Consider the following 19,699-nt stretch of genomic DNA (forward strand, 5'->3'; position numbering starts at 1 on the left):
AGCTTGGCACTGGGCTAAAGCAGGCCAGAAGGCCTACCGTTCGTCTTGGCGATCACTAGCAGAGCCGCGTTCAGCTTTCGGTCTGTGTCGTTGCTGCAAGGCCCGCCTCAAGCAGGGCACGATAACGTGCGTCGAGCGCCGGGTCGCTGTCGGGATATTCCGGTGCGAGTTGGCTTAAGTGCTCCCGTAAAATGCCCGCAACGGCCGCTCGTGCCTGCGCTTTACTGTTTGCAGGAATTAGGTGCCAAGGTGCATCAGGCGAACTGGTCGCCTCCACCATATCGGCCATGGCGCTGAGGTAGGGCTCGCGCTGAGCAAAGGTGTCGAGATCGGAGGGGTCGAATTTCCAGCGTTTTCTCGGTTCATCTAAGCGTTTCAGCAGGCGTTGCTTTTGCTCGGCTTCCGACTGATGAAGCCAGACTTTAATGACTTGTGTGCCGTGGTCCAGCCAGTGTTTTTCGAGGGCATTGATGGTGCGGTAGCGCGCCTGCCAAAAGCGTTTGCTGGTTTCAGCACCCGGCAGCAAGCGTTCGGCCAGCACGGCTTCGTAATGACTACGGTTAAACGCCACCACCTGCCCAAACGCGGGTAGCTTAGGGATGACGCGCCACAGGAAGTCATGTTTCAGCTCTTCCGGGCTAGGGCGACCGAAGGCGTAGACGCGAAAGCCAGCCGGATCCAGCCCCTGTGCCAGGGTACGCAGAAGGCTGTCTTTGCCGCTGGCATCCAAACCTTGCAGAATCAGTAAAACGGCGTGCTGTCCATTCGCGTGTAATTTACGCTGGGCTTCAGATAAACCGTCTAGGCACTCAGACAGTTCGGGTAGCGCCGCTAAATCAGCTTTGGACATGGCCGTGGCGAGTTTGTCTGGGTTTGGCCGCCCCTCACTCCAGGCCCAGCGTGTTAGTAGCGAGCTAGTCATGTGCTAACCGTTCTGGCGCAAACCACGCGAACCACATCTACGCCTGATGTGCGGCAATCTGGAAGTTGCTCACGAAACTCGCTGGGCTTGAGCAATACGCCTTGGCAAAAACCGGCATGAGCCAGGGCAGCTTCTGCCGTGCCCGTATCTTTGAAGTGAAGGTGTACGCGGCCACCAACAAAGGTCGATAACAAACTCATGAAGGTGCGTGTGGCGGGCCCGCGATTATTGGCCTTGATGTGTAGATCTGATAAATACAGCCCGTGTTGAAAGCCACTGAGCACACCGGCAAAACGCGCCCACATGCGCTCTACGGTCGGCGTGTCGAAATAGTTCACCAAGCCTTCGGTAATAATGGCTAAGCCTTTGTTCGGATCGAGTTTGGCGGCAATTTCAGCCAAGCTGTCGGCGCCGGTATCCGCGAGTGCATTGATGATGCGGACATGATGCTGGTCTGAGTTCAAGCCACCTGCTTGCAGCAGGCTGTGCTTGTATTTAGCCATATCAACGAGATCGGCTTCGATATAGGTAATTCGGTTGCGATGGCGCGATGCAAAGCGCCAGCCCCGAGGGGATAAGCCGGCCGCAATTTCGATGACTTGAGAAATTTCACCCGACTCAATGGCGCGTTCAAGTTGCAAATCGATCAGGCGATGGCGAGCGAGTAAAAACGCTTCTAGCGTGGGGCCGCCCAACAGTTTAGCCGCGGCCATAGGGGCTTTAAGCGCGTAGTAAAATGCCTGCCCCTGAAGGGTCGCAAATGCGGGGTGTGATAAGCCATGTTGTAACCAGACCGTTCCTGTGTAGTGCGCGGTGGGGCTAATCAGTTCCGGGTTATCGCGGGGCATAGTGATACGGCTCTATGAGTGAATAAGCCCCGAGATTACTTGGAGGGTGTGCTCTCTGTCATCCACGATGTATTACGAACCATCACACCCCATTTCGATTCCGATTTTCGCAACCATTGCCAAGTGCCCTGCAAACGCCACCACGAATTCATTTGGCGATAACCAAAGTTCTCCAGTACGGCCCAGAGGAACAGCGTGGCGGTATCTCTATAGCTGGGGTAGACGTGAAAGCTACGCTCCTCCAGCACCAAGGCCAGTGAGGATAAGAGCAAGCCTAAACCGACCACGGCAGCTAAGAACAGTAAGCTGGCGCCGACATTTAAATAGCCGAAATATGCCAGCAAAATGGTGAAAATCATGCCCAGCACTTCGATGATAGGGCTCATGGCTTCCACAATGACCATGAACGGGAAGGCTAGCCAGCCCACTTTTCCAGAGCCTTTTTGAAAGCACAGTTTGCGATGGGCATACAAGGTTTCTAAAAGCCCGCGTTGCCAGCGTATGCGTTGCTTGCGTAGGGTCGGTCGATCTTCCGGTGCATCTGTCCAGCACACGGGGTCAGGAACGAAATTAATGGTATAGGGGCGCTTTTTATCGAGCGCGTAGCGGTGCAGACGCACCACCAACTCCATGTCTTCGCCTAGGCTAGTAGACAGGTAGCCGCCCACTTCAATGACATTTTCACGTTTAAAGACGCCAAACGCGCCGCTGATGATGAGCAAGGCTTGCAGCCGCGACCAGCCTAGCCGACCGAAGAGAAACGCCCGTAAGTATTCCAGTACCTGAATTCGCGATAACCACGAGTGCGGTAGCCCAGTTTTGATGAGACGGCCATCGTGAACCTGGCAGCCATTAACAATTCGCACACTGCCGCCAGCCGCGATGGTGTTGGGCTTTTCTAAGAAGGTTCGCACCACGCGCAGTAGGCTGTCGCGATCCAAAATGGAGTCGGCGTCCATGCCGCAATACAGCGGCATACGCGCTACGTTAATGCCGGCATTGTTGGCATCCGCTTTACCGCCGCCATTGGCCTTATCCACCATGATTAAGTTGGGGTGGTTGTGGGAGCGGTAGATCTGTTTAATGGGTTTGCACGACACCGCGTATTCAAACGCATAGGGGCAGGGGTACATATTAAATTCGCGTTGCATCACGCCGAGAGTGTCGTCACTGCCGCCATCATGAATCACAATCAATTCAAACAGCGGGTAGTCCAGTTGCAGCAGGGAGCGAACCGAGGTGGCAATGAGCTGCTCTTCGTTATAGGCGGTGAGCAATATGCTGACGCCGGGCAGGCTGCTTTCATAGACGCGCGGCAAATGCAGGTCCTTGCCCCCGCGAGTGCTTTTTTTCACCACATACAGTGCAACAATATTCAGCGAGATATAACTCGTGCCCACAATGATTTGATAAATCAAAAAGAACCAGAACAGTCCATTAATTAATTGCCCTTGCCAACCAAAGCCAATAGCGGCGGGAGCGACCCAATACCATTCAACCATGATAGGCCACCTGAGTTAGTGGGCTGGTCTCGCTACAAACCCACACCGATTCAGTAGCCGGCAAGAGCCACCCCTTCTGAAACAGTAACTCCGACCAATGAAGGCGTGCTGACTCGGTGGTTAACACGGGCATGATGGCTTGCGCGGCGGCTGCCTCATTAACAATGGTCATGAGACTGTTAGCGGCTGCTTGTTGATTGATCCAGATGTCGCCATTGAGTGCTTGAATCAATTGGGCCATGTCGTCTTGGTCCCCCATGCGCCCCAGCGCGGTGAGGCTTTCATGACGCAAGGGAGGATGGCTGTTTCTGCAACTGGCTCTGACTAAGGGCAAAAATTGTGGGTCTGTGGTGTGTTTAATAATGACCAGTAGCAGTGGCGCGCTGTCGGGGTGCCGTCTTAAGGCGAGCTTTGCCGCGTCACTCGCTTCTGAAGGCGCGAGGGCGTAGATCAGCTCAAAGAGCTTAGGCAGCTGTTCTTCGCTCAGTGTTTCTGCTGCCAAGGTGACGTAGTGTGTCTGCAAGGTACGCGGCGCGGCACTAATCAATTGGCGCACTCGACCAATGGGCCAGCCTGGTGTGTCTATTCGTTTTAAAAGCTCGGGCAAGCCTTGTTCCGGCTCAATTTCCATAAATGCTTTCATGGCCGCGAGCGAGATGAGTGGGTAAGGGTCATCGATGCGCTCACGGATAACTTCCAATGCTCGGCGTTCTTTCAGTAAGCCGAGTGCCATGATGGCGAGGAGCTTTTCATCAATGGTGTTTGATTTGAGCCAAGGCAGCAGTCGGTTCTCAAAGTCCAGCCATTGCCCGAGCCGAATAAGGCCTTTGGCGGCATCTGCGCCACGAATGCGGTCAAAGGTTTGCAACCACATTTCAACTAAGTCGTAGAGGTCACGCTGATCCATCGGGGGCAGCTTTTCAGGCTCTTGGACCATGAGCGCTTGAAAGCAAAACTCTCGCCATTGTTGCTCGACTTGAGCGGAGCGAATCTCCTTGCGCTGGCGTTTTATCCGCATAAAAAAACAAAATAACAGGCTGACTGCACTTGCGAAAAAGAAGCTGAGGGTGAAGTAAAGAACACTACTGAGCGTAGCGTCAGAACTGGTGGCGAATTCCAAGACGTGCTCCCTGCTGCCGGAAAATGTCGCCTTGATCGGTATGCTGCAGTTGCCAGAGCAGTTGCCAAGTTGGGCTCAAGCTGTGGGCACCTGCCACAAAATAGTTGCGCACGGGGGTTTGAATGACCTGTCCATTCGGTAATACCTCTTGGTCGTCACCAAACGCAAAGCCGGCACTCAACTTGTCTTGGTCACGATAAAACCAATCCGCTTGCAGGCGATGATTGAAGGCGGTGTCGCCAGCCAGTGATACTTGCCCTGCGCCATAAACAAAACGGTAGGCACCGACGTATTTTTCGAAAACCACGCTGGCCTTTTCAACTGAAACAGTCTCGTAGCTGGTCCATTGATAGCCGGGCTCAACAGTCCATCCGCCGGGCAAAGACTGATACCAGCCCAAGTAGGCTTGATGTTTGGGCTTAATCAGTGGATTGGCAGTCCATGTACCTTCTACGTGCAGGCTGCCGGTGGCTGTGACCGATTGATAGGCCCCAACCTGAATGGGAGCATCATGCGCCTCACCGCGCTGGTAGTCGCTAACCTCGCCATACAGGGTGCGCGTAGCTTGTTTCAAAGAGCCCGCCACGCTGAACGTCTGTGCAGAGCTCAGGCCTTTGCTGTAGTGCTGATAATCGCCACTGAGCTCGACCCAGCCCGTATCTGCCAGCGCGGTTAAAGGCAGGCAGCATATGCAGCAAATAAGGGTTTTCATGGCGCGACTCGCACGATGCGCTTAAGTCTGGCCGCCAGTTCGGCGGGCTGAAAGGGTTTGGCAATAAAGTCATTGGCGCCAGCATCGAGGGCTTTAACAATATCTTCTTCACGTGTCTTACCCGTCAGGACGAGCACAGGCACATGTGACCAACGGGGTGATTGGCGAATGGCCTCAAGCACCACCATGCCATCCACAAAGGGGAGTAACCAATCGAGAATGATCGCAGCCGGTGGTTCCTGGCTGCTCAGCATGTCCAGCGCTTTTTGACCATCAGCGACATGCGTAAACTCAAAGCCTTGGCGCTGCACAATGAAACGCACCAATTCAGCAGACATTTCATCATCTTCGACAAGAACAACCCGAGGGGAGGGCATGACGAGCTCCTTGACTGCAAATTTTGTATATTAAGTTACATTATGCAATAGAGCTGCTGACAGGCATGTAATTGCGCTGTCGCCCAAGTGTTTAATCTTTGTAGATAAACTTGGGTATTTCCCAGCCTTTGTAAATGGCAACCATACGCAAACTAAAGCCGCCCATCAAACAGGCAAAAATACTGAAATTGGGCGCTACAGCGCACTCCAACAGTAACCAATAAGCGCCAGCAGTCAGTAAAGAGACCACCGCATAGAGCTCCTTTTGAAACACTAACGGAATTTCATTACACAACACATCCCGCAATACACCACCAAACACGCCGGTCATCATGCCGCTAATCATGCAGATCAGTGGGGAGAGCTGCATGTCACGGGCAATGGCGCAACCAATGAGGCTGAAGGCAACTAGACCGAGCGCATCTAGTACTAAGAAGGCGCGCTTGAAATGATGCATGACCGGGGCAAGCAGCACGGTGACTAACGCGGCAATAACCGTAATTAAGAGGTACTTGGGGTTAGCCACCCAACCAACGGGATAGTGCCCCAGCACGACATCCCGTAAGGTGCCGCCGCCTAGGGCCGTAACGCAGGCAATAATGATGACGCCAAACAGATCCATGTGGCGACGACCGGCCGAAAGTGCGCCGGTCATGGCTTCGGCCGTAATGGCGACCAAATAAATTATCGACAACATGAGGATCTCGTTGGGAAATTTAGCCGAGTAATGCGTGGATTATCGTGTAACTCGTGCGAGCCACAATGCTACGGCCGAGAGAGTTTGATTTCGGCAGCCGGCGTTGCTGTGAGTTGCAGCTCCATGGCCACATAGTGGCTGAGCATTTCCGACAGCCCCTCGATCAGCTCTTCGGTGCTGATCAGGGAGGATGGTTCGGTGAGGTGGCGCAGGATCACGAAGATGCTGCCATTGACGAAGATATAGCTCATCGTGGCCATGCGCCGCATCCGCATCAGTTCCGGATGGTGCATCACATAGTGCACGATCATCTCCTGCAAGATACGTATCACCGGGTCCAGCCCGACCCTCACTTCCAGACTCATGGCACTTTGCGCGTAATGCAGATAGCGCGAATCGTTCTCACGGAGTAAGGCCTGCAAACGCCCGATGATGGTGGTGACAGCGCCTTGGATGTCCTGCTTCACGATCACGGCGGATAGCTGCTGCAGAATGGCCACCACGTCGGCCACAAAACGCTCGTGCATGGCCGCGTAAACCGCTTCTTTATTTTCAAAATACTCATAGAGCGAACCCACGCCAATGCCTGCAATGTCGGCGATATGCCGAGTCGTTGTTGCGGCTAGACCTTGGCGGGCGAGGCTGATGAAGCCAGCCTCAAGTATGGCATCGACGGTGGCGATGGCGCGTTGCTGGCGTGGTGCGCGAGGCATGAGCAGTATCCGAGTTGAATCCGAACAAGAGTTCGGAATAATTTCTCATGGTCGGTTGTGCCAGTCAACAATGTCAATATAAACCGATCGGAGAAACATCATGTCTGTCACTTTCCAAGCCACTACCCGTAGGCTCAGCGGTGCCCAAGTGGGTATTCCACCGCGTCACGTGAACTTCAGTTTCCCCGTTGAGGCCGATCGTTACTTTTTCTTTAATCAGAACCCACTCGCTAGCCTAATTTTTGTGGTGTTCTCTGGCGTATTTCCGCCTGGAGAGCGATTTTTTGTGGAGTCTGTTCGGCGTTTTCGGGATCAAGTCAGTGACCCGGTACTTCAGGCGCAGATTGCCGGCTTCATCGGCCAGGAAGCCTTGCACGGCCGTGAGCATGACCGTCTGAACGCCTTTTTTTCAGCGCGTAATCTAGATGTTAAAACGCCCGACCGTGGCGTGAAGTGGGGCTTGCGGCAGCTCGAGCGATTCTCGCCACGCTTGCAGCTGGCCTGCACCACCATGATGGAGCACTTCACCGCCCATCTCGCTGAGCAATGGCTTACGCATGAGGCGTTTCGAAACGGCTCCGATGGCGAAATGCTAAAACTGTGGTACTGGCATGCACTCGAGGAACTCGAGCACAAGTCGGTGGCCTACGATGTGTTCGAGCAGGTTGGAGGCACGGTGGCCGAGCGTCGGATCGCGCTTGGGCTTGTGCTGGCGCTCTTGGCGCCGCCGATCATAGCCAGTTGGGGCGTATTGCTGGTGAAGGAGGGGCAGGTATTGAATGTGCAGGAGAATGTGCGTGGTTTGCGCGCCCTGTTTGGCAAAAACGGGTTTATCTCCGGAATGCTTAAGTACATGCCTGCTTATGTGAAGCCCGGTTTCCACCCGTCACAGCAACAAACGCAGGCGCTAGAGAATGAATGGCGCGAGCGTTTGTTTGGCCGTTACGGCGAGCTGCTGGACGAGTATAAAAACCCTGAAGCCTTAGCTTCCGCTTGAAGTGCTGGCGTGCTTCCTCAGGCTTTGCGTGGCAATGATCAGCAACGTAATGGCCGTTAAGGGCAGCGCGAAGTACAGCAAGCCATCGCGCAGCAGGGAGAGCTGCGCATGTTGATTGGCGGCCATAATCAGATACAGCGTATAGGCCACGTAATAGCCCAGAAACAATGCGCCTTCACCGCGGCTAATGATGCCGCCGGTAAAGAAGATGGGTAAGCAAGCCACGGCCACGGCAATCATGATGGGAATGTCGAATGCGATAGCGGAGGCCGACACAGGCAACCCGGCGGGCGCCACCATGCTGGCTAAGCCCAAGACACCCATCAGGTTAAACAGGTTACTGCCCACCACATTGCCCACCGCAATGTCGCGCTCACCGCGAAGGGCTGCAATGACGGAGGTAACCACTTCTGGCAGCGAGGTGCCTGCAGCCACAATGGTCAGGCCAATCACCAGCTCGCTCACACCCATGTGCTGAGCAAAGGTCACGGCGCTTTCCACCAGCCAGCGCGAGCCCAGCACTAACATCGCTAAACCGCCCAGTACTAAGGCGAGGTTGCTCAGCCAGTTCACAGGCTCGTTTGGCGCTGCAAACGCTTCATCGTATTCCGCTTTAATGGCGGCCGTTTCTTTGCGGCTCTGGCGAATGAGCAGCGTGATATAGGCGCTGAGGCCAAAAAATAAGAGGGCGCCGTCTAGGAAGCTCAGCGTGCCATCTTGCGCGAGCACCCAAAGCAGTACGGATGCACCAATCATGATGGGCACATCGAGCTTAATCAGCTGTTGAGCCACAATGAGTGGCACAATGATGGCGGATAAACCCAGAATAAACAGCACGTTAAAGATGTTGCTGCCTACCACATTGCCAATGGCGATGTCGGCTTGGCCGGCAAAGGCCGACTTCACGCTCACGGCTAATTCCGGTGAACTGGTGCCGAACGCGACAACGGTTAAGCCCACAACTAACGGCGAAATGCCCAAGGCTGCGGCCATGCGGGAGGCCCCGCGCACTAAGGCTTCCGCGCCAAGAACGAGTAAGCCTAAGCCAACAATAAACAACACGATCGTCATGACACGTTCCCCGAAAATATCTTGGTTGATGAACTTGCCGAACTTTAGCCGATCAGTTGCGCTTTAGGGGAAGCCTGCCGCTGCAGAGGCATAAAAAAACCGGCATGAGTTGAAGCCCATGCCGGTCACTGTTCAGCGAGTAATCAAATCGTTGCCGGTGGAGTTAGCTCGCGTACTTCGCCAATATTTCTTCACGACGCTCAGGGTCCATGTTGATCTTGCTGAGATCGCCTTGGTAGTGATCCACCACGCGCTGATCCATCATGCCGAACCACCACGATGGGAAGTAGGCGGGTAGCAACATCGAGGCGTATCCGCCGGGCAGCTGCGGCGCATTTTCGAAATGGCGCAGGGCTTGGAAGCTGCGCGTGGGGTGAGCATGGTGATCGCTATGGCGCTGCAACTGGTACAAGAACAAGTTGCTCACCACTTCATTGCTGTTCCAGCTGTGCTCCGGCAGCGTGCGTTCGTACTTGCCGTTTTCATTCTGAGCGCGCTTCAGGCCGTAATGTTCGATGTAGTTAATCACTTCCAGCAGCGAAGCACCGTAGGCGGCCTGACCCACTAAGAAGGGGATGGCACGCGGGCCACCAACGAGGGTCGCCGCACCGAAGAAGCCGGCGCTCATGGCCCAGCCTTGCAGCAACTCGTTCTCTAAGCACCAGAAGCTCTTGCCCTTGCGCTCCAGACGGCGCTTTTCGATCTCATAAGCGGACTTGAAGCCACCGATGACAGTACGCGGCAGGAACTTCCAGAAGCTCTCGCCCATCCGGCTGCTGGCGGGATCTTCCGGTGTGGCTACGCGCTTGTGATGGCCGAACGGGTGCTCAACCGCGAAGTGCGTGTAGCCCGTGGGGGCCAAGGCCAGCATGGAGAAGAAGCGATCGAGCTTGTCATGCTTGTGCGACAACTCGTGACCGGTATTGATGGCAATACCATTGACAGCGCCCACGGTCAGGGTCAGGCCGAGATAGTCGGTGAGCGGCATGTCTTTACGACGACCCACCAGCCAAGTCGCTAAAAAGGTGGTGGCGTATTGCGCGGGAATAAACGCCTTCACAATGGCTTGGTAGTACTTGTCGTTTTCCAGCTTCTCAATCATGTCTTCCGGCGGATTGCTGGTATCGGTACCGATGAGGCGATCCAGTGCCGGAATGATGCCATGCACCAAGGCCGGACCCGCCCACGACAAACCGCGCAGCGTCTTCGGCGCAACGGCATAGGCGGAAACGGCCGCCAAGCCAATCACCGGCAGCGCCGGGCTGAGCAGCCAGAGATAACGCTTAGGGTCTTTCCAATCGGGCTTGGCAGATTCGTTCTGCGCCGTTTGCGCGTTCAGGTGTTCGGTTACGGTGGCGTTCATGGGCTTATCCAGCGGTCAGTTGACTGTGGGGTCATTATCAACAGATCGTGTGGAGGCAATAACTGCAAAAAGCCGCTTTTATCTCTTAAAACGCCGGTATGCCATGATGTTGTGTGACATCGAGCGATGTCACGATTGGCGATTGAGGCTGCGTGGTCTAGCCCTTGAGTTCTCTGCATTGATCTTCGTAGCGAAAGGGTGAAGTGCTGGCTGATGAATTGCCCAAGCAGGCCATGTCGGACCTCTGTTTTTTAAGAGCGATCCAGACTTTCAGATAGCAGCAGGCGACCGGCTCGCATCACATGAACGATATAGACGATCTCGCCGTGCAAGCGGTAGAAAATTCGGCACGGTGGCTCGACAATTTGACGATAACGCCAGACTTCTGGCTCCGGGGGCTTTGCGCCCATTTCCGGATGCGTTTCCAGGTTATCGATGTGCTGAAAAACGCGCCTCACCAGTGCCTGCGCTGCGCTCGGGTTGTCCAGCGCGATGTAATCTGCGATGGCATCCAGGTCGTGCAGTGCTGGCTCTGACCAGATTATTTGAGCCATCGTTTCATGCGTTCCTTCGCATCGGCGTGTGAAACGACGCGCCCGTCATCAATGGCGCGTTCCCCGCGAGCAATGCCCTCCAGCAGCTTCATGCGCTGCTGCAGTTGCTCGAATGTCTCCACATCCACGAGGTAAGCACTTGGCAGCCCATGCTGAGTGATGAGAATGGGCTCCTTGTCTCTTCCCAGATCAGACAGGAGTTCCGTGGCTTGGCGCTTGAGTGTGGTGACGAGTTCGGTTCGCATGAAGTGACACTAAAGTGTCACTTCATGCGGGGCAAGCGGTTTGTATTGTGCGGTTATGACTTGGGAGCGCCAACGCGAGGTGTAAGCCTGCAAGGCAAAGTTAGGTTGGTGTGAGATGCGTATGAGGTGCATGTCACAGCTTCTCTTTGGTAGTGAGCACATGCGCAACGATTGCGTTCGCGTGGCCATGACCCAATCCATGCTCGCTTTTCAGCCAAGCGACAGTTTCCATGTGCTTCATGTCCCTGAGCTTTCCAGCAAGCTCAAGCCAGTAGCCAATGGGGTGGCCGAACTTCTTCTCGATGGATGGGAAGTAAGAGGCTGGACCTTTCAGCTTTTCATCAGTGCTCATAACTGATTCTCGTTTGTGGGAGCCTTACGCCCGCATTTGCGGCTGGATTGGAGCGAAGCGGAAAACTAGTCCGACAACATGCGCTTGTTACATGCCTTACTCACGATTTTGCTGCTTTTATTAACTTTCCTATTTGTTCCATACCATCAAATGTTGATGGTAGGTTTCCATCATCCGTGACTATCCCGGAGAATATAATGCTTTCGAATCTATCTAAGGAGCTCGCATCATTCTTCTTTATATTTCTAGAATACTCCGAGTAATTCTGGATAAATCTACACAATGTTTTTCTAAGATCTATCTGTAAAATCTGTGACTTTACAGACTTATAGTTAAATAGAAGAACTCTAAAGTAGTAAACGGAAATTGCAACAAACGAAACTGTAGGGAAAATTGAAACCAAAATACCGTCTCTAACTGCGGCAATGTTATCTAGATGCAAATATACAACAATTAGTCCTGAAATTATAGGTAATACGATTAAAACCGACAAATCCGAAGCCAAAATAGTATTCCATCTCGCTCATTTTTCTTCTCTGTCGACAGTTCATCAAACCCTTGGTACAGGCCAACAAAGTTGAAAGCATTTTCATATTTAGATAAAGACTCTTTAAGTGAGTCGACTTTGGCTTCTCTTTTAGCCAGGTCTGTATTCCAGTCATCTTTTAGCTTTTCTGCTTTAGCAGATACTGCATTAAAGTTTTTTAAACTTTCTATAGCGTTACTATTAGCTATAGCCTTAAAGATGTTGATCGGCATTTCACGAATAGCATATTCGATTTGCACTTTAGCATTGTGTTCAAATGAATCAACGTTGTAAAAAACAAAACGTCTTGCAGCTTCAAAATCCATTGCCAAATCATTTTTCATAGAAAGATAAAGCTCGAACAGGAAGCGGAAGCACATGGAACAAATATTATCCAATTTTTCCTTTGTTAGTTCTTTCTCCTCATGAGCCAGTCGACTAATAAATTGGTCGCCAATCCATTGAATATTTATTTCACAAAGCTCATCCCATTGATCAGGCTTGTTTTCCATGGAGCCAACAACTAATCGGATAAGGTTATTCCGTTGCTTTTCGAAATCGTCAGCAGGAACCAAACCATCAATTTTGTGTTTAAACTTTGTGAGAACAGTTTTGCTCTGGTTCGTACTAAAAAATTCTGCCATGTGGCTACCTATTAATGATGCATGTAACGTTTGAATTGAGCGGCCCGCGAAGGCAGGACGGCTTTTGCCCAGAATGAAATGAGGAGCAAAACCGGCCTGCCGGAGTACGTCCGCTCGAACGAAGTGTTAGGCGTAATTAGTATAATGACGGACACTTGTATAACTCAATTCCAGACTTCTTTACATCTCCACCCATATTTTCTATTGTGTACAGATAAGGCATTTTATCATCGCCAATCGCAATCAAACCTTTGCATGAATACGAACAAGATATGTAGCGGGTTGGTTTGAAGCATATGTCCTGGCCGCGCTTTGTCTTGTATAAGTCCATAGGCCATTTGAGGCAGTCGTAATTACCACCTATCGGACAGGTAATTTGTTCATATTCGCCCGCATAGGCGACCACTTTTCCCTGAAGATCCGGCAATTCGTCGAAAATCCCCGCATAGGCGCTAGCGCTTGCATATGCGAGAAGAACGAAAACAAGGTTGCGCATTATTCCTCCAATTTGTTGGTTTTACGTACCCGGGGAGAGTATAACGCCTAACGCTAGGTTAGCGCGCGGCCGGATTTACCGGCCGTCGCGTTGAACCACTAGTTAGCCACCAGTTACTCCGCGAACCGCGATTGTTTTTACGAACTCGCTAGTAAAAATGAAGAACCCCATTGCAAGCGCCAGATAAACGACGCCAGGAATTGTGAGAAGTGCGCGTAAAGGTTGATGCACAGCAGAACGCCACGTGAGTGGTGGCTCCGAATTTGGAAGCTGCCCCTTCATTGCGTTTTCGAGCGGTAGAGCAATGTATTTGGCGACGTAAAACAGAAGTAGCGCCGATAGGATGATGAACACGAAAAAGCATAGAAGCCCAAAGAATACCGAGCCTGACTTCAGGGTGGAGAGGCTTACCTGGAAAACAGCCGCGGTAACCAGAACCCAGGCCCAACTCTTAAAAATTGACTCAAGTGTTTCTTGCTTTGTCAGATGCTCAAAGAACTGATCACGTTTGCGTTTCATTTGTCCTCCTAGTGGCTAACGATGCGAGTCACCGGCCACAGGTGCAAGTAAAATTAAAATTTACAACGATAGCTAGGCCCTGTGATCTGCGTGCAATCGATTGTTAGGCGTTTTTTCGATTTTTGCCCCACATTTTGGGCAATATTTTATTTTTGAGAATGGCTGAGTATGCTCATAGCCGCAAGAGCCGCAAAAGGAAGTTGATTTTGATGAGGCATATGTTATGAGCACTCCAATGCCAATAAAAATAATTAATGGGACTATTGGAAAGCCCATGATATATCCTGAAAAAAACATAAGGATACTTAAAAATAAACTGGAAATATTATTTATTTGTTTTTTCTTATTAATATTTTTTGCTCTCTTTTTTGCCACATAAAATATTGCTGCAGCAACGCCCAATACTATTGAATAAATTAGTAGTACTAGCCCATCTGTTTCTTCGCTCATTTTATTTATTAACCACTAACTTGGTTTATACAGCACCCACTGCTGCGTAATAATTCCAGATTGCCGCATAACGATTGCTGCATAACATCGAAGGGAGAGTACAGACTTCAGTCAATTCAATGGCTTAAAAAACCTGACGCAGCACTCCCTGCCGACAAATACTGCAATTCCATTCACATCAAGCATGCCAGCCGACTAATTCGCCGGCAAGCGCTATTTGCTACCGCTTATCGCCCCAGCCTCCTGCTCCAACAACCCCAGCATCGCCTGCGCCGCCCGCGACAGCGCTCGCCTCGGGTGATGCACCACGCCCAGGTCACGACTCAGCGCCACGCCTTGCACCGGCACGGCCACCACCTCGGCATCGCACATGCTGGCCGGCAGCACACCCCAGCCGAGGCCGATGGACACCATCATCTTGATTGTCTCCAGATAGTTGGTGACCAGGCTCACGTTCAGCGTCAGGCCTTCGCGCTGGAACATCTGTTCGGCAATTTGGCGGGTAAAGGTCGAGGATGACGGCAGGATGGCGGAGTAGGGCGCTAGATCAGCGGCGGCAATGCCAGCGCGTTGCTTCTGAGCGCGCAACGCCAGTGGGTGTCCGGCGGCGACCACGAAGGCCAGCGGATCGGGCCAGATCACTTTGGCCACCAGGCGATCGTCCGGTGCTGGCGGCAGCGTCACAATGCCCAGCTCCAGCTCGCCGGAGAGCACGGCGTCGTAAGCCTGTTCAGAGTCAATGAAGCGAATGTCTAGCCGTACTTGCGGATGTGCGGTGCTGAAGGCGCGCAGGGCGGGCGGCAGGCGATGCAGGCCGATGTGATGGCTGGTGCCAACGGTGAGCGTGCCGGTGAGCTGGCCGGTCGCCGCTTCGGAGTAATCGCTGACCAATCTGCGCATGTCGTCGAGCTCGTGCAGCCATTGCCGGGCGCGGGGCAGCAGGGCGCGACCGGCTTCGGTGAGCGTGACGCGGCGGCCGACCCGATCAAACAAGGGTGCATTCAGTTGCTCTTCCAGCACTTGGATGCGCTTGGTCACGGCGGGCTGAGTGAGGTGCAGCGTTTCCGCCGCTTTCGAGAATGACTCGTGACGAGCGACTTCAATAAAGGCCTTGAGGACGGCGGTATCCATGCGGGTGTGTCACTGCTGTATAGGTTGCGCTGAAGAATGAGCTGGCCTGTGTGTGCTGGCAAGTGGCTTGGCGTTATGCTTTGCGGCCAGCAGGTGGCGAGGCAGTGAGACTTAGGCATGATTAAAGGATGGTGGTGGGCCTGTCGGCATGTGCTGGGCATCGCGGAGCATGCCGTGTCATGGCGTGAGCGAGTTATTGCAACGGCGGTGGCCGGTGTAGGCGTGCTCATGGTGGCATTGCTGAGTCAGCAGTTTATGTCTGAACTGGCAGCGCCCAGTTTCTGGCTGGTCGCCTCCATGGGGGCGAGTGCGGTGCTGGTTTTTGCGGTGCCGCATGGGGCTTTATCTCAGCCATGGCCTGTGCTGGCGGGGCAAAGTTTTTCTGCATTAGCGGGTCTGCTTGTAGTGCATCTGCTGGGCCCGAGTTTGCTGGCGGGGGCCTTGGCGGTTGCGTTGGCCATTGCCGCGATGCACAGCCTGCGCTGCATTCATCCACCCGGCGGTGCCACGGCCTTGTCCGTGGTCATGCTTGCCGATAGCGGCCATATGCCCGATTGGTCTTATATGCTGAATCCGGTCTTACTGAATTCACTGCTGATGGTACTGCTGGCAGTCGTTTTGAATGCCCCATTTGCGTGGCGGCGCTATCCGGTGGCCTGGGCCTTCCGTAAGGCGGGTGTCATTAAGGGTGCCAGCTTGGCGCCTGAGTCTCCTTTTACCGCGAAGCAGCTGCGTCTTGCATTTGATGAGCTGGGCTCGATGATTGATATCAGTGATGACGAATTGCAGGCGCTGTTTCAGGCGCTGCGGCGTCAGCAAGTGGATGATGTGTTGAGTGAGCAGGACCTTCAGGTAGGGCGCTATTACAGCAATGGCGAGGTCGGTGAGCGTTGGTCAGTGCGCCGTATTATTGATGCCAGTGAGCCCGGTGCGCGCCGACCGCAATTGATTGTAAAAACCGTGGCGGGTCCCGGGCGTGGGGACATGCAGGTGGTGTCCAGGCAGGCTTTTTTGAGCTGGGGGAAGTATCCGGTTGTGCCGGATGGGGGTGTTTGGCGACGCTTTGAAGAAGGTGACCTAGACCTCAAATGATTCTTTATGGTTATTTATAATATAAAAACTATAAATTGGATTTATCTATAGCGGCGCATTAGTCTTGCCTGATCCGAAATCCCCCATTGCCTGTGCAGTGGGGCGTGACCTGCAAAGGAGGCTGTGATGGCCGGCAAGACCCTGTACGACAAGCTGTGGGATGACCACCTCGTGACCCAGCGCGATGATGGCTCCTGCCTCATCTATATCGACCGTCAGTTGCTGCACGAAGTGACCTCGCCGCAGGCGTTCGACGGCCTGCGTTTGGCTGGCCGCAAGCCTTGGCGCATCGACGCCAATGTCGCCACGCCGGACCACAACGTACCGACTGACCGCGAAGAGCGCGCCGGTGGCGTTGCCGCCATTGCCGACGAGACCTCGCGCATCCAGGTGCAAACGCTCGATGACAATTGCCGTGATTTTGGCGTGGTCGAGTTCACCATCAATGATGTGCGTCAGGGCATCGTGCACGTGGTCGGACCGGAGCAGGGTCTGACCTTGCCGGGCATGACGGTGGTCTGCGGCGATTCACACACGGCGACCCATGGCGCGTTTGCCTGCTTGGCGCATGGCATCGGCACTTCCGAAGTTGAGCATGTGCTCGCTACTCAGTGCCTGATCCAGAAGAAGTCGAAAAACATGCTGGTTCGCGTGGATGGCGTGCTTGGCGCCGGCGTGACGTCCAAAGATGTGGTGCTCGCCATCATCGGCAAGATCGGCACGGCAGGCGGCAATGGTCACGCCATCGAGTTCGGCGGCCAGGTCTTCCGCGACATGAGCATGGAAGGCCGCATGACGGTCTGCAACATGGCCATCGAAGCCGGTGCTCGCGTGGGTATGGTTGCCGCCGATGAAAAGACCATCGCGTATTTCGAGGGCAAGCCCTTCGCGCCGACCGGCGAGCAGTGGGATGCTGCGGTGGCCTACTGGCAAACCCTGCACTCCGATGCTGATGCCGTGTTCGACACCGTTGTGGTCATGGATGGCGCTGCCATCGAGCCGCAGGTGAGTTGGGGTACCAGCCCGGAGATGGTGGTGCCGGTTACCGCCACGGTGCCGACGCTGGACGACGCCGAAGATGCCGTCGAGCGCAGTTCCTTCGAGCGCGCTTATCAGTACATGGGCCTCAAGGCCGGGCAGAAAATCACCGACATCCAGCTCGATCGCGTGTTCATCGGCTCCTGCACCAACTCGCGCATCGAAGATTTGCGTGCGGCCGCTGCCGTGGCCAAGGGCCGCAAAGTCGCCAGCACCATCAAGCAGGCCATGGTGGTGCCGGGTTCGGGTCTGGTGAAGCAGCAGGCCGAAGCCGAAGGGCTGGACAAGATTTTCTTGGATGCCGGCTTCCAGTGGCGCGAGCCGGGTTGCTCGATGTGTTTGGCGATGAATGCCGACAAGCTCGGCTCAGGCGAACACTGCGCATCCACGTCCAATCGCAATTTCGAGGGTCGTCAGGGTAACGGCGGTCGTACTCACCTAGTCAGCCCAGCGATGGCAGCGGCGGCAGCGATTGCCGGCCACTTCGTTGACGTGCGTACGTTCTGAGGCAGGCCCCGGGCCAGAGGAGATAAATCATGCAAAAATTTACGGTGGTGAAGGGCTTGGCAGCTCCGTTAGATCGCGCCAATGTCGATACCGACCAGATCATCCCGAAGCAGTTCCTGAAGTCGATCAAGCGCATCGGCTTCGGTGTGAACCTGTTCGATGAATGGCGCTATCTGGACGAGGGTTATCCCGGTCAGGATTGCTCGACGCGTCCGCTGAATACCGAGTTCGTGCTTAATCAGCCGCGTTATCAGGGTGCCAGCGTGTTGTTGGCACGGCAGAATTTCGGTTGTGGGTCGTCGCGCGAGCACGCGCCGTGGGCGCTGGACGAGTACGGCTTCCGTGCTGTGATCGCGTCGAGCTATGCCGACATCTTCTTCAATAACTGCTTCAAGAACGGCATGTTGCCGGTGATTCTTGAGGAAGCGCAGGTCGATCAGCTCTTCCGCGAATGCTTCGCGAGCGAAGGCTACGAGATCACGGTCGACCTGGAAAAGCGCCAGGTCATCACGCCGAGCGGCGAGGCTTTCGGCTTCGAGGTCGATGACTTCCGCCGTCACTGCCTGCTCAACGGTCTCGATGACATTGGCCTGACTTTGCAGGATGGTGATGCCATCAAGGCCTTTGAAAGCAAGGCTCAGCTGGCTCGCCCGTGGGTCTTCAATAGCTTGCATCGCGCTTGAATAAACGAATTTAAGAGATTGATTTAAATGACTAAACATATTGTTATTCTGGCCGGTGACGGCATCGGCCCGGAAATCATGGCGGAAGCCGAGAAAGTGCTGGCCAAGGTCAACGACCAGTTCGGTCTGGGCTTAAGCTGGAGCCACGAACTGCTCGGCGGCTGCGCTATCGACACGCATGGCGTGCCTTTGCCTGATGTCACCCTGGATGCCGCCAGCAAGGCCGATGCCATTCTGCTGGGTGCCGTCGGTGGCCCGAAGTGGGACCAGATCGAGCGTTCTATCCGCCCGGAGCGCGGTCTGCTGAAAATCCGTTCCGAGCTGAACCTGTTCGCCAACCTGCGCCCGGCCATTCTGTATCCGCAGCTGGCGCATGCGTCGTCGCTGAAGACCGAGCTGGTTGCTGGCCTCGATATTCTCATCGTGCGTGAGCTGACCGGTGGCATCTATTTCGGCCAGCCGCGTGGTATTCGCATTCTCGAGAATGGCGAGCGTCAGGGCTACAACACCGATGTTTACAGCGAATCTGAGATCCGCCGCATCGCCCATGTCGCCTTCCAGCTCGCGCAGCAGCGCAACAAGAAGCTGCTCTCGGTAGACAAAGCCAACGTGCTGGAAGTCACTGAACTGTGGAAGCAGGTGGTGACCGAGATTGCGCCGGAATACCCGGATGTGGAGCTTTCGCACATGTATGTCGACAACGCCGCGATGCAGCTGGTGCGACGTCCGAAGCAGTTCGACGTGATCGTGACCGGCAACCTGTTCGGCGACATCCTCTCCGACGAGGCCGCGATGCTCACGGGCTCCATCGGCATGCTGCCGTCGGCGTCGCTGGATCAGCACAAGAAGGGCATGTACGAGCCTTGCCACGGTTCGGCACCGGACATCGCCGGGCAGGGCGTGGCGAATCCGCTGGCCACGATTCTGTCGGTGGCGATGATGCTGCGTTACACCTTCAAGGCCGACGCTGCTGCGCTGGCCATCGAGGCAGCCGTCGGCCGCGTGCTCGATCAGGGCTTGCGTACACCGGACATCTATAGCGAAGGCACGACCAAGGTCGGCACCCAAGCCATGGGTGAAGCTGTCGTTGCCGCGCTTTGATTAGCGCTGCGCCTTAAATGAGCGCCGCGCTTTAACGAA

At 54.4% G+C, this 19,699-nt stretch carries 23 protein-coding genes; 5 read left to right on the forward strand and 18 right to left on the reverse strand.

Going from position 1 to position 19,699, the window contains the following annotated elements:
- Positions 1–70: 70 nt before the first annotated feature.
- The 8 genes from A8710_RS06100 to A8710_RS06135 all read right to left on the reverse strand — a co-directional run bounded on the left by A8710_RS06100 (position 71) and on the right by A8710_RS06135 (position 6,891).
- The gene (locus A8710_RS06100) at positions 71–922 is read right to left on the reverse strand and encodes a PPK2 family polyphosphate kinase (protein WP_068858688.1); all 852 of its coding nucleotides are present in this window, start codon (positions 920–922) and stop codon (positions 71–73) included.
- Positions 919–1,770 (reverse strand): class I SAM-dependent methyltransferase, encoded by an 852-nt coding sequence (locus A8710_RS06105; protein ID WP_068858690.1) that lies wholly within the window; start codon positions 1,768–1,770, stop codon positions 919–921. The genes A8710_RS06100 and A8710_RS06105 overlap by 4 nt, the downstream gene beginning before the upstream one ends.
- Before the next feature lie 35 nt (positions 1,771–1,805).
- Entirely contained in the window at positions 1,806–3,272 is a 1,467-nt protein-coding gene (locus tag A8710_RS06110) for a glycosyltransferase family 2 protein (protein ID WP_068858691.1), read from the reverse strand.
- Positions 3,265–4,290, reverse strand: a complete 1,026-nt coding sequence (locus A8710_RS06115; protein WP_157686320.1) for a HEAT repeat domain-containing protein — start codon at positions 4,288–4,290, stop codon at positions 3,265–3,267. The genes A8710_RS06110 and A8710_RS06115 overlap by 8 nt, the downstream gene beginning before the upstream one ends.
- A gap of 79 nt (positions 4,291–4,369) precedes the next feature.
- Complete coding sequence (locus tag A8710_RS06120) at positions 4,370–5,104, reverse strand: YaiO family outer membrane beta-barrel protein (protein ID WP_068858693.1); 735 nt, start codon at positions 5,102–5,104, stop codon at positions 4,370–4,372.
- Positions 5,101–5,481, reverse strand: coding sequence for a response regulator transcription factor (locus A8710_RS06125; RefSeq protein WP_068858694.1), 381 nt, complete (start codon positions 5,479–5,481; stop codon positions 5,101–5,103). The genes A8710_RS06120 and A8710_RS06125 overlap by 4 nt, the downstream gene beginning before the upstream one ends.
- A gap of 91 nt (positions 5,482–5,572) precedes the next feature.
- Positions 5,573–6,178: a trimeric intracellular cation channel family protein gene (locus tag A8710_RS06130; protein ID WP_068858695.1), complete on the reverse strand. Its 606-nt coding sequence runs from the start codon at positions 6,176–6,178 to the stop codon at positions 5,573–5,575.
- A 68-nt stretch (positions 6,179–6,246) separates the two neighbouring features.
- The gene (locus A8710_RS06135) at positions 6,247–6,891 is read right to left on the reverse strand and encodes a TetR/AcrR family transcriptional regulator (RefSeq protein ID WP_068858696.1); all 645 of its coding nucleotides are present in this window, start codon (positions 6,889–6,891) and stop codon (positions 6,247–6,249) included.
- A gap of 100 nt (positions 6,892–6,991) precedes the next feature.
- Here A8710_RS06135 and A8710_RS06140 point away from each other — a divergent pair, with 100 nt between their 5' ends.
- Positions 6,992–7,888 carry a metal-dependent hydrolase gene (locus A8710_RS06140; protein ID WP_068858698.1) on the forward strand — a complete coding sequence of 299 codons (897 nt, stop codon included), beginning with the start codon at positions 6,992–6,994 and terminating at the stop codon, positions 7,886–7,888.
- Here the strand turns inward: A8710_RS06140 and A8710_RS06145 are convergent.
- The 10 genes from A8710_RS06145 to A8710_RS06185 form a co-directional block, all read right to left on the reverse strand.
- Positions 7,874–8,959, reverse strand: a complete 1,086-nt coding sequence (locus tag A8710_RS06145) for a calcium/sodium antiporter (protein ID WP_068858700.1) — start codon at positions 8,957–8,959, stop codon at positions 7,874–7,876. The two genes, A8710_RS06140 and A8710_RS06145, sit on opposite strands and share 15 nt — an antisense overlap.
- 163 nt (positions 8,960–9,122) lie before the next feature.
- Positions 9,123–10,322, reverse strand: a complete 1,200-nt coding sequence (locus A8710_RS06150; RefSeq protein WP_082968695.1) for an alkane 1-monooxygenase — start codon at positions 10,320–10,322, stop codon at positions 9,123–9,125.
- 251 nt (positions 10,323–10,573) lie between these two features.
- Positions 10,574–10,876: a type II toxin-antitoxin system RelE/ParE family toxin gene (locus tag A8710_RS06155; RefSeq protein WP_068858702.1), complete on the reverse strand. Its 303-nt coding sequence runs from the start codon at positions 10,874–10,876 to the stop codon at positions 10,574–10,576.
- Positions 10,864–11,121 carry a type II toxin-antitoxin system Phd/YefM family antitoxin gene (locus tag A8710_RS06160; RefSeq protein WP_068858704.1) on the reverse strand — a complete coding sequence of 86 codons (258 nt, stop codon included), beginning with the start codon at positions 11,119–11,121 and terminating at the stop codon, positions 10,864–10,866. The genes A8710_RS06155 and A8710_RS06160 overlap by 13 nt, the downstream gene beginning before the upstream one ends.
- Positions 11,122–11,254: 133 nt before the next feature.
- Positions 11,255–11,473, reverse strand: coding sequence for a DUF4287 domain-containing protein (locus tag A8710_RS06165; RefSeq protein WP_068858706.1), 219 nt, complete (start codon positions 11,471–11,473; stop codon positions 11,255–11,257).
- A gap of 480 nt (positions 11,474–11,953) precedes the next feature.
- Positions 11,954–12,643: a hypothetical protein gene (locus A8710_RS12325; protein WP_068861106.1), complete on the reverse strand. Its 690-nt coding sequence runs from the start codon at positions 12,641–12,643 to the stop codon at positions 11,954–11,956.
- 136 nt (positions 12,644–12,779) lie between these two features.
- Positions 12,780–13,139 carry a hypothetical protein gene (locus A8710_RS06175; RefSeq protein ID WP_068858708.1) on the reverse strand — a complete coding sequence of 120 codons (360 nt, stop codon included), beginning with the start codon at positions 13,137–13,139 and terminating at the stop codon, positions 12,780–12,782.
- A 102-nt stretch (positions 13,140–13,241) separates the two neighbouring features.
- Complete coding sequence (locus A8710_RS06180) at positions 13,242–13,658, reverse strand: hypothetical protein (protein WP_068858710.1); 417 nt, start codon at positions 13,656–13,658, stop codon at positions 13,242–13,244.
- A gap of 72 nt (positions 13,659–13,730) precedes the next feature.
- Positions 13,731–14,108, reverse strand: a complete 378-nt coding sequence (locus A8710_RS12220) for a hypothetical protein (RefSeq protein WP_157686322.1) — start codon at positions 14,106–14,108, stop codon at positions 13,731–13,733.
- 213 nt (positions 14,109–14,321) lie between these two features.
- Positions 14,322–15,239 carry a LysR family transcriptional regulator gene (locus tag A8710_RS06185; protein ID WP_068858712.1) on the reverse strand — a complete coding sequence of 306 codons (918 nt, stop codon included), beginning with the start codon at positions 15,237–15,239 and terminating at the stop codon, positions 14,322–14,324.
- 117 nt (positions 15,240–15,356) lie between these two features.
- On the opposite strand from A8710_RS06185, the gene A8710_RS06190 reads away from it, so the two are divergent.
- The 4 genes from A8710_RS06190 (at position 15,357) to leuB (ending at position 19,660) form a co-directional block, all read left to right on the forward strand.
- Positions 15,357–16,331 carry an HPP family protein gene (locus A8710_RS06190; RefSeq protein ID WP_068858714.1) on the forward strand — a complete coding sequence of 325 codons (975 nt, stop codon included), beginning with the start codon at positions 15,357–15,359 and terminating at the stop codon, positions 16,329–16,331.
- 126 nt (positions 16,332–16,457) lie between these two features.
- Positions 16,458–17,876, forward strand: coding sequence for a 3-isopropylmalate dehydratase large subunit (gene leuC / locus A8710_RS06195; protein WP_068858716.1), 1,419 nt, complete (start codon positions 16,458–16,460; stop codon positions 17,874–17,876).
- Positions 17,877–17,905: 29 nt separating this feature from the next.
- A complete protein-coding gene (gene leuD / locus A8710_RS06200; protein WP_068858719.1) occupies positions 17,906–18,559 on the forward strand; it encodes a 3-isopropylmalate dehydratase small subunit in 654 nt (217 codons plus the stop codon).
- Between the two features lie 27 nt (positions 18,560–18,586).
- Positions 18,587–19,660, forward strand: coding sequence for a 3-isopropylmalate dehydrogenase (leuB, locus tag A8710_RS06205; protein ID WP_068858721.1), 1,074 nt, complete (start codon positions 18,587–18,589; stop codon positions 19,658–19,660).
- Positions 19,661–19,699: the final 39 nt, after the last annotated feature.

The organism is Perlucidibaca aquatica, assembly GCF_001676655.1.
Lineage (GTDB): Bacteria > Pseudomonadota > Gammaproteobacteria > Pseudomonadales > Moraxellaceae > Perlucidibaca > Perlucidibaca aquatica.